At 31.9% G+C, this 14,115-nt stretch carries 16 protein-coding genes; 1 reads left to right on the plus strand and 15 read right to left on the minus strand.

The window, feature by feature from the left end; all coding sequences use genetic code 11:
• Positions 1 to 123 precede the first annotated feature (123 nt).
• The 12 genes from AMQ68_RS14125 to AMQ68_RS14180 form a co-directional block, all read right to left on the minus strand.
• On the minus strand, positions 124 to 681 hold the full coding sequence (locus AMQ68_RS14125) for a YdeI family protein (RefSeq protein WP_054511284.1): 558 nt from the start codon (positions 679 to 681) through the stop codon (positions 124 to 126).
• A 1-nt stretch (position 682) separates the two neighbouring features.
• Positions 683 to 1,216 carry an HD domain-containing protein gene (locus AMQ68_RS14130; protein WP_054511285.1) on the minus strand — a complete coding sequence of 178 codons (534 nt, stop codon included), beginning with the start codon at positions 1,214 to 1,216 and terminating at the stop codon, positions 683 to 685.
• 137 nt (positions 1,217 to 1,353) lie between these two features.
• Entirely contained in the window at positions 1,354 to 1,980 is a 627-nt protein-coding gene (locus AMQ68_RS14135) for a hypothetical protein (protein ID WP_054511286.1), read from the minus strand.
• 84 nt (positions 1,981 to 2,064) lie between these two features.
• Positions 2,065 to 3,357: a DUF389 domain-containing protein gene (locus AMQ68_RS14140; protein ID WP_054511287.1), complete on the minus strand. Its 1,293-nt coding sequence runs from the start codon at positions 3,355 to 3,357 to the stop codon at positions 2,065 to 2,067.
• A gap of 170 nt (positions 3,358 to 3,527) precedes the next feature.
• Positions 3,528 to 4,676, minus strand: coding sequence for an NAD(P)/FAD-dependent oxidoreductase (locus AMQ68_RS14145; protein WP_054511288.1), 1,149 nt, complete (start codon positions 4,674 to 4,676; stop codon positions 3,528 to 3,530).
• A 23-nt stretch (positions 4,677 to 4,699) separates the two neighbouring features.
• Entirely contained in the window at positions 4,700 to 5,470 is a 771-nt protein-coding gene (locus AMQ68_RS14150; protein WP_054511289.1) for a DUF6597 domain-containing transcriptional factor, read from the minus strand.
• 10 nt (positions 5,471 to 5,480) lie between these two features.
• Positions 5,481 to 5,948, minus strand: coding sequence for a hypothetical protein (locus tag AMQ68_RS14155; RefSeq protein ID WP_054511290.1), 468 nt, complete (start codon positions 5,946 to 5,948; stop codon positions 5,481 to 5,483).
• Between the two features lie 20 nt (positions 5,949 to 5,968).
• Positions 5,969 to 6,940, minus strand: coding sequence for a S41 family peptidase (locus AMQ68_RS14160; RefSeq protein ID WP_054511291.1), 972 nt, complete (start codon positions 6,938 to 6,940; stop codon positions 5,969 to 5,971).
• A gap of 186 nt (positions 6,941 to 7,126) precedes the next feature.
• Positions 7,127 to 7,660: a hypothetical protein gene (locus AMQ68_RS14165; RefSeq protein WP_054511292.1), complete on the minus strand. Its 534-nt coding sequence runs from the start codon at positions 7,658 to 7,660 to the stop codon at positions 7,127 to 7,129.
• A gap of 17 nt (positions 7,661 to 7,677) precedes the next feature.
• A complete protein-coding gene (locus tag AMQ68_RS14170; protein WP_054511293.1) occupies positions 7,678 to 8,136 on the minus strand; it encodes a hypothetical protein in 459 nt (152 codons plus the stop codon).
• Between the two features lie 9 nt (positions 8,137 to 8,145).
• Complete coding sequence (locus tag AMQ68_RS14175; RefSeq protein ID WP_054511294.1) at positions 8,146 to 8,643, minus strand: hypothetical protein; 498 nt, start codon at positions 8,641 to 8,643, stop codon at positions 8,146 to 8,148.
• 20 nt (positions 8,644 to 8,663) lie between these two features.
• The gene (locus AMQ68_RS14180; protein WP_054511295.1) at positions 8,664 to 9,176 is read right to left on the minus strand and encodes a hypothetical protein; all 513 of its coding nucleotides are present in this window, start codon (positions 9,174 to 9,176) and stop codon (positions 8,664 to 8,666) included.
• Positions 9,177 to 9,518: 342 nt separating this feature from the next.
• Between AMQ68_RS14180 and AMQ68_RS14185 the strand changes: the two genes are divergently transcribed.
• Complete coding sequence (locus AMQ68_RS14185; protein ID WP_123905712.1) at positions 9,519 to 10,271, plus strand: hypothetical protein; 753 nt, start codon at positions 9,519 to 9,521, stop codon at positions 10,269 to 10,271.
• A 68-nt stretch (positions 10,272 to 10,339) separates the two neighbouring features.
• Here AMQ68_RS14185 and AMQ68_RS14190 read toward each other — a convergent pair whose 3' ends face one another.
• From AMQ68_RS14190 to AMQ68_RS14200, 3 genes are read right to left on the minus strand one after another with little or no spacing between them, the layout of a single operon-like run.
• Complete coding sequence (locus AMQ68_RS14190) at positions 10,340 to 11,185, minus strand: hypothetical protein (RefSeq protein ID WP_054511297.1); 846 nt, start codon at positions 11,183 to 11,185, stop codon at positions 10,340 to 10,342.
• Between the two features lie 28 nt (positions 11,186 to 11,213).
• Positions 11,214 to 12,929 carry an ATP-binding protein gene (locus tag AMQ68_RS14195; RefSeq protein ID WP_054511298.1) on the minus strand — a complete coding sequence of 572 codons (1,716 nt, stop codon included), beginning with the start codon at positions 12,927 to 12,929 and terminating at the stop codon, positions 11,214 to 11,216.
• Between the two features lie 5 nt (positions 12,930 to 12,934).
• Complete coding sequence (locus tag AMQ68_RS14200; RefSeq protein WP_054511299.1) at positions 12,935 to 14,047, minus strand: histidine kinase; 1,113 nt, start codon at positions 14,045 to 14,047, stop codon at positions 12,935 to 12,937.
• Between the last annotated feature and the right edge of the window lie 68 nt (positions 14,048 to 14,115).

A 14,115-nucleotide genomic window follows, 5' to 3' on the forward strand; every position in this document is an offset into this window, starting at 1 on the left:
TTATAATGATAAATAATTACTGTAATCGACTTCAAAGTTATGACAATATTTATAAATATTTCAATAGAAAATACGGCTATTAGGGATTCTTACTTGTATTGATTGGGTATTTTGATGCCTTTTTTATTGTACTCTTTTTCCTAGTTCACTCTCCTTAATCGTTTTCTCCAATCTTGAGATTCTCGTCTTTTCCTGCTTGGCAGTCATGATCCAATGAAGCATCACTTTTTTATAAGACGGCGCCTGATTATTGAAAAATTCCCAAGCTTTTGGATGGGCTTTAAATTGTTTTTCATAAGCAGGATCTAGGATTGCCGTTTCTTTTTCGTGGGAATAAATGGCTGATCTGTCTTCTTTCCTTAGCTCAAATGCTTTTTGACCTGCGGCTTTCATTAATCCTGCTTTGGTTAAGTCTTCCACTTTTTTGATGTTGATGGCACTCCAAATGCTCGTTGATTTTCTTGGCGTAAAACGAATAGAGTAGCTTTCTTCATCAATAGATTTTCTCACGCCGTCTATCCAACCGAAACACAAAGCCTGATCCACGGATTCCGACCAGCTTATTGTTGGCTTTTTACTGCCTACTTTATAAAAACCCACTAACAATTCTTTTTCTGTTGCATGGTTTTTCTCCAGCCATTCTCTGAATTTTTCCTGAATCTCGAAAAAAGTTGCTGCCATCTTATTGATTGTATTCTTGAATTTTTTGTTCTAATCTTTTTTCCAGATATTCATTTCCTCCTCTCAGTTCATGGCGGATGATCTCGGCTTCCAATTTATATTTTTTAATCTTCTCTTCAGACCAATGAGCGGGTGGTGGTTGAAGGTTGGTAATTCTATCGGCTAATTTTACAGCCCACACTTCTTTGGGAAGTTTTTTGATGCGGTTTAAGCTATCCATCATTTTTTCATCCTTATCCAAATCTGCATTTTTGGTTAATGCTAAAACGCCTTCTGCAACAGATTTACTAAACGTTTTTTCGAGTTCCTCATAAGGGGTTGGAGTATCTTCCAGCACATCATGAAGCAAAGCGAGCTGAATGGCAAATTCACCATCAAAATTTTCTGTTCGTTCGGAAGCCAGTAAGATTTCCATAGCAACATTGCTCAAATGCACAATGTAAGGGAGATTGGTTCCCGGAATGGTTTGGTTTTGATCGGTGTGTTTCTGCGCTGCAAATTGTATTGTTGTCTGATAAATATCCTGAATGCTCATATTTTAAAATTAATGATTTTAAATTACTATTGATCAAAACGTCTTTCGAAATCCGATTGTAGTGTTTCTGAGATTAAATTTTTCTCTTTAGGTAGTGTTTTCAAATTTATCATATCAATGTTTTCTGCTTTTTGAGATTAGATTAAATTTTTCTCTTTTAGGTAGTTTTTCATCATTTTCAGAAAGTTTTTTGACTTTTTAAGGAATTCTTTTTCAAAATTTTCACTACCTGTTTCATGTAAATTAACATATGCTCTGAATACAAATCTTCCTGCCATTTCATATTGCCCACTTACAAATAAAGTTCCTGATAACGAGAGGTATGAAACAAATTGATATTGAATATGATTTCTTTTAAAATACTCCAAAGGAATATTTTTGTTTAAATGTTGAAAATGGCTTACGATATTAATATCATCAAGATACTTTGTTCTCTCCATTACGAAATAATCGTCAACAATTTCTCCCTCAAAATTTGCTTCTAAAATGTAATACCCTATAGGAATTAAATGTCCAATTTCAATCTCATTATTAAGATAAAGACTGATACGAGTATTAATATTACAGTCAAAGAAATGATGTTGAATACCGAAAGTATAACCATCAAATATAGGTTTGAGTTCATTTATTTTATATCCATTAAGGAAATCCGGATCTTCATTATAGTTCTCTAAATAAAGCTTTTCAAAATTTTCAAAAGCTTTTTCTTTAAGATTATATTTTTCGCAAATATGGGTTAATTCTTGTTGAAGATTGATTGTCATTTTATTTTGAACTAAAAATTAAAATTACTTAATTCCTGCTAAAAATAAAGAAAATATTTCTATCTAGATTTCAGTTATCTGTTTCTATTTTTTAGTCTTTATCACAATAATATTATTGATTTTCAACTTGTTTTCCAGCCATTCCTTTAGTTTTTCTTCATCAATTTTAGTGTGAGATTCATAGATGAAAGCTGTTTGAACTCCGGTAGAATCTGGTTTATAGAATGTTTGCAGCTTTCCTAATGAAATTTCCTGTACTTCGGGGAATAAAATTCCTATTTCTTTTACAAGCTCAGGATTATCCATTTTGTATTTACTTAATTCTTCTTTTAATACATTGATTTGAATGTCTTTTTCACTAACCGTATTTTTTTGAGAATTAATTTCATTGAGGATTTCACTTTTCAGATCGGTTGTATTTTGTTTGATAATTAAATTGGTATTATTGATCCCAAATTTTGTTAGCGTTTGATTCAGATTTTTTATTTCATGGCTGTCAAATTTTTTAGAGAGGAAGGCTAGCTCAATCGATTTTGGATTAGCAGTATAATTAATTTTCTTGTAAATAATAACATAGCCATTGTTATTAAACTCATCATTAATAAAGTTTTCTACATTTTGATTATATCGTCTTTCGTTCAATAAATTATAAGCCAAATAAAAACTTGGGATAATCATCACAATAATAAGCACGGTGATGCCGTATCTGATTCTCTTTTCATAGATTTTATTGGTGAGAAGAACGGGCTGATATTGCAGAAACTTAATGACAAAAAAAGTGGCAATACAAATGAAGAAACAATTGATTGTATAGAGATAAAATGCTCCCAAGAAGAAAGAAAAATTTCCTGTGGCAATTCCAAATCCTGCCGTGCAGAGTGGTGGCATTAATGCGGTAGCGATGGCCACTCCCGGAATAGGATTTCCTTTTTCAACTCTCGTTATGGAAACAGCCCCCACAATTCCTCCGAAAAATGCAATCAGAACATCATAAATATTGGGCGAAGTTCTTGCCAATAATTCTGATTGTGCTTCTTTAAAAGGGCTTAAATAAAAGTATAAAATAGAAACGGCTAAGCTTACAATGGTTGCTATTAAAAGATTTTTCATGGATTTTTTTAATAGACTGAAATTGTAAGTGGCTAATGCAAAACCAGCTCCTACGATGGGACCCATCAAAGGAGAAATAAGCATCGCCCCAATAATTACGGGGGTAGAATTTACATTCAGACCCACGGAAGCTATCAATATGGCACAAGCTAAGATCCATAGATTAGAACCCCGAAAAGAAACATTTTGAGTAACATGGTCTAACACCAGTTTAGGTTCTTCTTCCCCAATATGCAGATCTAAGAAATCAGAAATAATTTTTTTCATATCATTCGATGTATTGGTATTAAAGTTAATTCAATTTAACGTGATTTGTTAAAAAAATAAATACAAATAGCGAAATGAAAGTAAAAATTCATTTCGCTATTTGTGAAAATATAGATGGCTTATTAATTTCTAAGAATTCTCTACGGTTAGGCTTTATGATAGTCTATGGATTATTCTCCATTAAATACCTTCATAAGATTTTCAATCGCATTCTCAGAATGCATCAACACCGTATTTTCTAAGGTCAGTCTTGTTACCTCGGAAGCTCTTTCCAGCATCTTATTTTCATAAGATGAAATGGCAGTTTTTATATCTTTAAATTCATCATTTGTTAAGCTTTCAGCCAGCTCGTAAGCATCTTGCATCGCCATATTTACACCTTCTCCGGCATAAGGAGGCATTCGGTGGGCAGCATCACCAAGCAAGGTGAGATTAGGAAGCGTTTCCCATTTTTGGTCGAGTGGATAATGATATTGCGGACGAGGGATGATTGAAATCTCATCTGTTTCAAATAATTCCTGCCAGATTTCATTCCACGAACTGTATTCTTTTTTAAACCAATCAGCGACCTGTTGTTTTTGAGTGAAATCAATTCCTGAATCTTTTACCCAATTTTCATCGGTATTACATCCTGTATAAAAAGTTAAGGTTCCATCTTCTTTTGTACTGAACAATAAAGTCTGTTCGTTATCCAGAGCGAAAACTTTCCCCCCATTCACGAGCTTCCAAATTTTAGGAGCATTTGTTTCAGCATGGTAAATATTCCCTTCAACCATGGTTACACCGGAATAAATAGGTTGAATGTCTGTAACATAAGGTCGGATTTTAGAATTCGCTCCATCTGCAGCAATCACGATATCTGCATAATGAGAAGTCCCATTTTTGAAATGCATTAACCAGCCTTCATGATGTTTTTCCATGGAAAGAAAATGACTGTCCCAAACTACCGTATCAGGTTGTAAAGATTCTAATAATATCTTACGAAGCGGAGTTCTGTCGATTTCAGGTCGGTCTTCAGAATGAGAACTTTCTTCAGCATGTTCATCTAAATATATGTTCAGATTTTTATCTATTACTTTTAATTTTCCGGCATTGGGACGGTAATGTGCTTTGAAAGCATCCATTAATCCGGCTCTTCGAAGGGCTTCTAAACCTGATTCTTCATGTAAATCCAATGTTGCTCCTTGCACACGAACTTCTTTGTTGATATCTCTTTCATACACTTTTACCTCAGCATTTTTTAACTGTAAAAGTCTTGCTAAAGTCAATCCTCCGGGACCACCGCCAACAATGGCTATTTTTTTATCTTGTATCATCATAACGTTTATATTATGATGCAAAATTACTTTTCAGGGAGAAGTGAAAATTGTATAAATCGGTCGTTTTTATTTTGATTGAGTTCTTTCGGAAGAAATCCTGACAATTTTTTGATCTCTTTAATGAAATGAGACTGATCCGTAAAATTCTGCTCAGGAAACAATTTTCCTTCTTTAATATGTTGAAAAGAAGCTCTGAAACGGAGAATCCCACAATAGGATTTTAATGAAATACCAAATTGCTGATTAAATAGATTAAAAATTATTAAATAACGGTTGATCTGTCGTTCGCTCCATATCACTTTTTCAGAAAGCTCTTTTACGGTTAATGCACCTTTTTCTGAATAAATGAGATCAAACAGCTTCCGTTTTCTTTCATCCATTTTTTGAGACTGAAGTTCTTTCTGTATTTTTTCGGATGCTTTTTGACAAAACTTTTCAAAATCATTTAAGTCATTGGCCGAAAAATTCCAGAAATCGAGGGGCAGACTTTTCGCTTCATTTAATAATTCTGAAACTGAAGTATGAAGAATATATTCTGCGGCCAGTAAATTAAAACTCACGGCAAATATTTTAGTTTTTTCGGCAATGATGATTTGTTCGGGATGTGTACAAATTCCCAGTAAAACAATATGAAAAGGTTCTTTTGCAGATTGAGAAAAGATCAAATCAATCCTGCCGTCGGGGAGAAGAATAACATCTTTATTTTCCGACGGATTATCCAGCATCCAAAAACTTTCGACAACATCTTGAAGTGAAGGATCGGGTTGACTGGATTCATAAATTAAACTGCTCATTAAAGCAAATTTACTTAAAAACTAAAATAGTATAAGGCTCGTTTTCTTGTCCGGCTTTTGGAGAGACCAATCTGACGTGAGATTTATCCTTGAAATAATCAACAAAAGTTTCTCCACCGGGAATTTTTCCTGTTTCTGTTTTTTTGTAGCCTATATTGGTAATCGTTTTTAGATACTGATCATACTCTGTTTTGCCTTTAAACTGAAACTCTATTCTGTCTGATGATTTATTATTTTTATATTCGAATTTTCCGATTTTATATTGATAATCCGGACTGTCGTATTCATATAAATTAAACTCTGAACTTTCAGTTTTATCATAATAAGAATATTTCAGTTTTTTAATTTCCTCTTTAAATGATGGCATATCCAGCTTGTTGAATTTTTCCAGTTGTTCCAGTTGAAAAGCCTGTCCAAATCCGTGAAAATGGAATACTAGGATGAATAAAACGGTTGATATAGTTTTGAAATAATTCATATGAAATTCGGTTTTTAGTATCAAAATTTTGAGTCTTTTATTTTGCTGATGTAATCATTTAATTGATCACTTTTAACTTCAATATCAGCAGGAATTCCTTTTCCTACTTCTTTATAAGGATATTTTGTTCGGTCAATTAAAGTTCCTGTCGTAATCACTAAAAAGGCATTGTCCGGCAGTTTAAATTCTGAATTATCTGAGGTTAATCCCTGCGTATTGCAGCCTACGATTTTTACATTTTTCTGCCCTTTAAAACTGGCTACCACAAATTCTCCTGAGCTTGCCGTTTTCTTATTGGTTAAGATATAAATGGGCTTATTTTTATTCTTGATCTTGATCTCCGAAATAGGAATCGTAGCTATTTTTTGCTTCCCGAAATAAATACCATCATTTTTACTCATGAAAAAACTTATCGCTCCTGAATTGTCCATAGATCCTGATGCGTTATCGGTATCTAAAAAAGGACGGATTGATTTTAACATGGGAGAAAACATTCCGCCTTCATTATCTCTAAGATCAATGATCCAGAGCTTGGGGTTCGCTTGATCTAATTTTTTAACTTTATCATAGAACGTCTGCACATATTCATTCCAGTCATCCTGATTCATATTTCCGATGGCAGGTACGGTGATGTAAGCCATTGTATGATCAATCAAGCTGTCTTTTGGATAAGGGAATGCGGCTCCAACCTCTTTAAATCTTTTTAAATAGGCTTCAATAACTTCAGGCTCATAAAGTTTTGAATGCTGATCGCCTAATTTTCCAAGAATTTCTCTAATGATAGGGTAGGTTTCTCTAATGGTTTTCTTCTCGAGAGCTTGTTGTAGATAGGTTTCTTTTATTGTGGCCCAATCGATACTTTTTTTATTCACAGAATTTTGCTCCATAATCTGAATGGCCTTTCCAACATAGGAGGTCGTGGTTTCCTGTGAATGTATTTTGCCTGTAAAAAGAAATACGCAAAATAGCGAGAATAGGAGAATTCTTTTCATAAGTATGGATTGGTTTTAATAAATCGAAGATACTTATAATATTTGTTTCATTTATTCTTCAATTCCGTAGATTAATATTTTGTCAATATTCGGAATTTGAAGATTTTCTAATTCATTAATTTTAACAAGTTGTTGCGCGAAATTATTGAGTTCGGTTTTAGTATTTTCAACAGCAATTCTAAGTAATTATTCATCAACTACAATACTGTCTTCCAAAATAGGTGGAGCAAAATTTTCCTGAATTTCAGAATTTAAAAAGTCAAAAATAATTTTATTTTCGGACTTTTCAATTCTTGGAGATGGGTGTCCCATGTAAAAGAAACTGTAATCTTTATTAAACAAATTTTTCCAATCTTCGATATCTCCTAAATTTCCACAGCATTGCGGGAAATATTGATCTATATTATTTATCTTTAAAATATAGCCTCCATCCAAAGGACATACTAAATCCTCGATTCCAAGATTTTCATCGGTCTGTTGTCTATCAATCTCTTTTTCAATAATTTTTAACAGATCAGAGTCAGAAATTTCACTTACTCTGTAAAATGAAGAACCTTTTGCATAAGGTTTTAAGTTTTGAGAATAGCCAGCTTTTATATTTGTTGAAATATGATAATCTTCCCATTCGTCAGAAAATCCCCAATAAGGACCTGTGGGAGGCATTGGAATATCCTGGTTGTAATTTGTGATTTCTATGACGGGTATTAATTCTATTTTCATTCAACTTATGTTTTATTTTAATTCTGATTTTCAATTCTTTTTATCAACTTGTTGAGGGTGAGTTTTGTCAATGAATATTCTATAAAAAATAAACCGGTTGACAAAAGGGTTATGACAATCATATAAATGACATCTTCATTAAAGCTTTTATCTAAGATTATTCTTACGATTAATGCAATAAAAAGTATCATTAAAAATACCATAAAAAAATACCCAAAAAAGCCGAGTCTAATGGTTGGATTTTGAAAATCAGTTTTATTAAATTTTATAATCAGATTAGGCAAAAATCTTCCAATGGGAGGTTTAATTCTGGATATTTTAAGTTTTTTCTTTGTTTCTCTGCCGTAGAAAAGTTTATCCTCTTCTCTATGCCATGAAGTGGTATCGGCAAGATCTAAAATAATTGTTTTCTTTTTGGAAGAATTACGGACAGCATTTTCAATTTTTGCGCCTTCAAAATTTAAGTTGAGTTTCATGAAATGAGTTTAAAGATTTTGGTCATTAATTCTTTTATTTAAAATCGAATCCAGAAGTTTGATTTGATCCTGAGTAAGGTTTTTTAAATAGAGTTTTGAAGTTTGCGACATCAAATAATCTCTCATGAAAATAATTTCTACATTGTCTTTTCCAATATTGAATTCTCTTACCTGTTTAGGTTTTCTGGTTTGTTGTGTGTATTTACTATTCGCTGTTGAATACACGAGATTGATTGGACGGCTCGGAATAAAGTAAAAGCTCTTTGGAAATAAGAAAACAGAATTTTGATTCACTAATATATCAAATGTACACCATTCAAACCTTTGGCGTAACATTCCACTTTTGGTAACGATTGAACCGGAAATATTGGTAATTTCTTTAGAATCAGATTGTTTATAATTGGTAAGAATATTCCTTTTTTGGATTGAAAAATAAACGATGGAAAGTATTGCCCAAGTAATCGGAACTAATACAATAGCAGGAAATTGAAATAATTGTTCAAACATTTTAGCAGTTTAGATTTAAATTAACTCTCAAATCTCCAATTGTCAAGAACCAATGTAATAATAGTTTTCGACCACAATTCAAAGTTTCTTAATTTGGGTTTAATCGGAATAATAGAAGTCTTAAACCAGCCTTTCTTTCCTACAACATTCATCATAGCATCATAATTCAAGAGTTTATCGAAAGGATTACTCACCTGGAGCATCATCCCTTTGTTCTGTCTACCCGAAACATCTTGAGAAAATTCTAGCTCTATCGTTTTAGCAGGATTTATATTTTCTTTTACAACCTTTATTGACTGTATTTTATTATCTTTTACTTCAGCTTCAATAAAAATATGTTCACCGGGATAAATTTGTAAAATATCATCTTTTACTAAATATTTAGACCTTGCTACTTCTTGTTGATAAAATGTGGTAGAGTCAACGGCGAGTTTCAATGTAAATGCTTCACGATATTCATTGTCATTTTGAGCAAAGAAAAATTTGAAAACAAATAAAAATAACAGTAAAATTAATTTTTTGCTTTTATTCATGGGTTAGTAATAATCGCAAAAATAGTGATTTTAATTCTACACTCATTAAGAAGTACATTGAGAGTAAAAGGGATAATTTAAATACCATAGATAACCTTTTTTTAATTTGGAGGGCTTTATCCTAAATCTAATTAATAAATCTTATTTTAAGAGCCTGTTTAAATCTCTAAATTTAATTTTTTGTACAGTATATTTAAGCTCTCTAAAAATGTGTATTTTGGTGTTTATGTGTGATTTCATGTTTGAATTATTAGAATTTATCAAATATTAAAGGTATTGATAATCATATATATGAATTTTTTTGAAATGAAGTTTAAGAAAGTAATTGATTAAAACAAAAATATGTATAGAATAGTGGTTTTATTATTAGTGATAATGATATCTAATTATAAAGGACAATATTTAAAATTAGATATCAGAGATACCTTATATACGTATACTATTAAAGATACTATCAGCCCCTTAAAAATTGAAGTTGAAATAACCAATATAACCAATGTTGAGGTGGGGTTTATCCTTGATAATAAGAGCCTTGGTGTTTATGAATCTTTTAATAATTATTTAATTGAAGAAAATACACCAAAAGAAAGTGGTTTGTATGAAAATATTTTTTCTCCAAGAATAATTGTATTCCCACATAATACATCTGATTCCTTAAAACTGGACTTTTATCTTAATGATGTTAATTTTACAAGAAAAGCACTTTTAAAAGAATATAATAGACAAAAAAAGATACAAGAAAAAGAAATTTTAAATTTAAAAAAATATCAGTATAACTATTTTCGAAATAAGTCTTTACAGTTTGTGGAAAAAGCGAAATATATAAATGAAAATTTCATGATTTTAAAGCCTAACGAGAAGAAAAAAATTATCATCCTATTTGATCCTAAAATATATAAAAATGAAGGGAGTTTTAATGGCATAGGCTTTCCTATACAAAAAGATAATCAATACGATTTTATAATTAAAATTCATACTGATGCAAATAAAACAATGTGGTATTTAAATAATGAAAATAAAGGATTAATTAAAAATAATATCAAGTTAATTTCTGAAGATCTATATTCAAAAAGATTATATTTTAATACACAATAAGATATTTTGATTTCAAAACAAAAGAAAGCTATAATAATGAAATAGGGAAAATATATTATCAGACATATTTAAATTCTATTTTCTTTACTACTTTTAAGAGATTCTAGATATTGATTTGGTGGGTTTTGTAATCCAAAACTTGACCAAGATTTATTATAATCCAAAATGATTTCCTGCCAAAAAGGAATTATCTTAGATGGATGATATTTATAATCATCATCATGAATTTTTTGAGCTTCATCGTTAAGATCTGAATAATACTGCTGATCTTCCTCATCATAAACATCTTTCCAAATATCCAAATAGTATTTTAATTCGTTTATTAAATAAGTTCTTAATGTCCATCCGTAAACAATAGTGTCAGTTCCCCAGATTGATAAAATTGGTCTGTGCTTCAATGTAATGTCACTAACGACAAATCTATGTGATTTTATTGGAATAAGTTGTGGGGATTTTTGAAAAACATCAGTGAATAATTTTCTTTTTTCTTCTTTAGATTCGGGCCTTTTCCCCCATGAATCTAACCAAAAAGGATGATTCGTTTCTCTAAGTATATCACGTGAAACTTCTTCAAATGGCCAGGTTAACTTCCTTTTAATTTCTTCATCATCTTCAAGCCAATTATAAAAAAAAGAATTTTCTTCAATGATAAGTTCTTCATCATCCAAATATTCATATTTTTCTTTCCTATCAAGAGTATGTAATATCTTCAAAAATTCTCTATGTTCAGGAGTAAATTTTATAATATATTTTTCTTCAACTTCGTCTATTTGATTATTTGTCATTCCTATCCATTTAACACCATGAAGCCATTTTTCAAAATGGAAAGCTTCGGGATCTTGTCCCCACAGAGATTCTGTTTCATTTTTTATCCAATAGAGAAATTCGATAAAATTTTCAGGAATAATTTTCATTAATATTTTGATTTAAATGAAAAAAAAATTAAACCAAAGGCAACTTAAAATAAAAAGTACTTCCCTGATTCAGCGAGCTATTCACACCAATTTCGCCATTTTGTTTTTCAATGAAATTTTTGGAAATCGCTAGGCCTAAACCTGTTCCGTTTTGATGTTCTCCGGGAACCTGAAAATAACGGTCGAAGATCTGACGATGGTATTTTTCATCAATTCCGCTTCCTGTATCGGTGATACTGAAGGTCACGAAGGCATCTGATTTTTCTACGACGATCCGAATATTTTCATCCTGAAAAGAATGTTTGATGGCATTGCTCAGGAAATTATTCATGACCCAAACTGTTTTATCAAAATCGGCAGAAACAAAATTGTTTTCCTCTAACGAGCATTGAAAATTAATGGATATATTTTTCTGTTCAGCCAGTTTTTCAACATTTTTAATGGCGGTCTGAACAATGTTTTTGGGCGAACAATTTTCTATATGTAACCTGATATTTCCTGTTTCCACTTGTGATAAATTGAGGAGTTCACTGGTAATATCCAATAAACGTTGTCCGTCTTCGTTAATGCTTTTCAATAATTCTTTTTGCTGCTCATTTAGGTCACCGAATTTTTGATTTCCTAACAATTGAACGCCCATTTTTATGGCTGAAATTGGAGTTTTCAGTTCGTGAGAAATGGTGGCTATAAAATTAGTTTTAGCAAAATCTAATTCTTTAAAAGGCGTAATATTTCGGAGTAAAATTACTTTTCCGATGTATTTTTTCTCTTTTTCTCCGGTTTTTACAATGTTGATGGGAACAATTTCCTGTTCAAAATAATTCTCTTTATTATCGGTGACAATTTTTATCGGTTCTTTTACGGGATGATCAATGTTTTTTAAAAGTTCTCTTACCAAATCATTGTTAATTGCTACTTCATGAGCTGTTTTTCCGATGATCTCTTCTTTTCTAAGATTGGTAATTTTTAAAGCTTCATCATTGATCATGTAGATAAAATGATTTTCATCCAAACCGATGACAGCATCGTGCATATTATTAACCAGTGTTTCAATTCTTTTTTTATCCATCAGTTGCGTAGAAAGGGTACTGCTTTCATATTCCTGAAGTTTTTCGGCCATGATGTTGAAAGAATTGGCAAGGTCATTAAATTCTTCACTTCCTTTAAAATGAACTCTTTCGTTATAATTTTTATTGGCAATTTGCTTGATACTAAAAGTCAGTTGATTGATAGGTTCTGCAATGGTCTGAGGTAAATTGAACAACAGGATAAAGGCAATCAGAAAACAGACGGTTCCAATACTTACAATCCAGAAAGTGGCATTTTCAGCGGTAATAATGGCGATATCGCTTTTACGTTCGATGCCTTTCATATTCAGCGACATAATTTTAGCCAAATCTTCACGAATAAGTTTTTCTTTTTCGTTGGTAGGCTGCTGTAAATAGCTGTCGAAATGCAGATTAAGATTTTGAGTGGCTTCTCTTTCTCCAAATTCAGTGAGATTTTTCTCCTGTAAAGCATTGTTTTTTTGAAAATCTTTGATGGCAATGGCACTGTCTGTACTTATTTTATCCAATGCCAACAGCATGTTTTTGGAGAATTCTAAACTGTTGTAATTGGCGGTAAGAATTTTTTCGGTATCCGATTTTAATTTATTGATATACACAGAGCCGATCACCGAAAGTAAAACGATCAGTAAGAATAAAAGACCTACGCCGAGGGTCAGTTTGGTTTTAATTTTCATTGTGTTTAAGATAAAATAATAATATCGATCTGTCGCTCATTCAATCGGTTCATCAGGGTGTAGATCCAGCTGTAGCCTGAAAGCCTTTGCCAAAGCCTGGCGTGAGGTTTTCCGATGCATACCGTGGTGATATTATGCTCAATCACATAATCTAAAATTCCTTTATGCACGCTGTTCTCTTTTATTCGGATTACTTTTGCGCCCAATTCTTGTGCTAAATTAAAATTATTAATCAAATATCTTTGTTTAGCAAGGGCAATTTTTTCAGGATTTTCAGAGGGTTTCTGCACATATAAAACCGTCCATGGACTATTATAATAACTCGCTAATCTTGAGGTTTTCCGAATAATATTTTTGGCGATTTTTTCGTTACTGCTGATGCAGGCAAGGAATTTTATGGGTTTAAAGTTTTCTGTTTTAACTTCTGTTTCTACCTTTTTTTCAACGTGCGTGGCAACTTCTTTTAAGGCCAATTCGCGAAGCTGTAAAATATGTCCGCTTTGAAAGAAATTACTAAGTGCTGTCTGAATTTTTTCCTTTTTATAAATCTTACCTTCTTTCAGTCTTGTTAAAAGTTCATCTGCGGTTAAATCGATATTCACCACCTCATCTGCCAACGCCAAAATTTTATCGGGAACGCGCTCTGAAACTTCAATTCCTGTGATTTTTTTTACCTCTTCATTCAAACTTTCAATATGCTGAATATTCATCGCACTGATGACATTAATCCCATTGTCGAGGATTTCCAACACATCCTGCCATCTTTTTTTGTTTTTTGAACCTTCCACATTCGTATGTGCCAATTCATCCACCAAAACAACTTCCGGATGTTCATTAAGAATGGTCTGAAGATCCATTTCCTCAAGATTTTTGCCTTTATAAAATGCAGATCTTCGAGGTATTTCAGGAATTCCGTCTACTAAAGCTACCGTTTCTTCTCTTCCATGAGTTTCGATGTAGCCAATCTTTACATCAATACCATTTCGCAACAAAGCATGTGCTTCCTGAAGCATTCGGAATGTTTTTCCGACGCCTGCACTCATCCCAATATAGATCTTAAATTTTCCTTTTTTGGATTTTTGAATGAGCTCTAAAAATTGCTTTGCTGATGATGACATTGATTTTATTCTTTTTAGTTTTATTTTTTCAAACACAAAATATTCAATTTAAAAACCACAAAAGGAAC

This window comes from Chryseobacterium sp. ERMR1:04, from assembly GCF_001297705.1.
Classification (GTDB): domain Bacteria; phylum Bacteroidota; class Bacteroidia; order Flavobacteriales; family Weeksellaceae; genus Chryseobacterium.

Coding starts and splice junctions, on each gene's coding strand:
- AMQ68_RS14140 (WP_054511287.1), bottom strand. CDS start 3,357: ATGAAAAAAATTATTTCTGATTTCTTAGATCTGCATATTGGGGAAGAA.
- AMQ68_RS14200 (WP_054511299.1), bottom strand. CDS start 14,047: ATGTCATCATCAGCAAAGCAATTTTTAGAGCTCATTCAAAAATCCAAA.
- AMQ68_RS14150 (WP_054511289.1), bottom strand. CDS start 5,470: ATGAGCAGTTTAATTTATGAATCCAGTCAACCCGATCCTTCACTTCAA.
- AMQ68_RS14155 (WP_054511290.1), bottom strand. CDS start 5,948: ATGAATTATTTCAAAACTATATCAACCGTTTTATTCATCCTAGTATTC.
- AMQ68_RS14165 (WP_054511292.1), bottom strand. CDS start 7,660: ATGAAAATAGAATTAATACCCGTCATAGAAATCACAAATTACAACCAG.
- AMQ68_RS14125 (WP_054511284.1), bottom strand. CDS start 681: ATGGCAGCAACTTTTTTCGAGATTCAGGAAAAATTCAGAGAATGGCTG.
- AMQ68_RS14130 (WP_054511285.1), bottom strand. CDS start 1,216: ATGAGCATTCAGGATATTTATCAGACAACAATACAATTTGCAGCGCAG.
- AMQ68_RS14135 (WP_054511286.1), bottom strand. CDS start 1,980: ATGACAATCAATCTTCAACAAGAATTAACCCATATTTGCGAAAAATAT.
- AMQ68_RS14160 (WP_054511291.1), bottom strand. CDS start 6,940: ATGAAAAGAATTCTCCTATTCTCGCTATTTTGCGTATTTCTTTTTACA.
- AMQ68_RS14145 (WP_054511288.1), bottom strand. CDS start 4,676: ATGATGATACAAGATAAAAAAATAGCCATTGTTGGCGGTGGTCCCGGA.
- AMQ68_RS14175 (WP_054511294.1), bottom strand. CDS start 8,643: ATGTTTGAACAATTATTTCAATTTCCTGCTATTGTATTAGTTCCGATT.
- AMQ68_RS14190 (WP_054511297.1), bottom strand. CDS start 11,185: ATGAAAATTATTCCTGAAAATTTTATCGAATTTCTCTATTGGATAAAA.
- AMQ68_RS14195 (WP_054511298.1), bottom strand. CDS start 12,929: ATGAAAATTAAAACCAAACTGACCCTCGGCGTAGGTCTTTTATTCTTA.
- AMQ68_RS14170 (WP_054511293.1), bottom strand. CDS start 8,136: ATGAAACTCAACTTAAATTTTGAAGGCGCAAAAATTGAAAATGCTGTC.
- AMQ68_RS14185 (WP_123905712.1), top strand. CDS start 9,519: ATGTATAGAATAGTGGTTTTATTATTAGTGATAATGATATCTAATTAT.
- AMQ68_RS14180 (WP_054511295.1), bottom strand. CDS start 9,176: ATGAATAAAAGCAAAAAATTAATTTTACTGTTATTTTTATTTGTTTTC.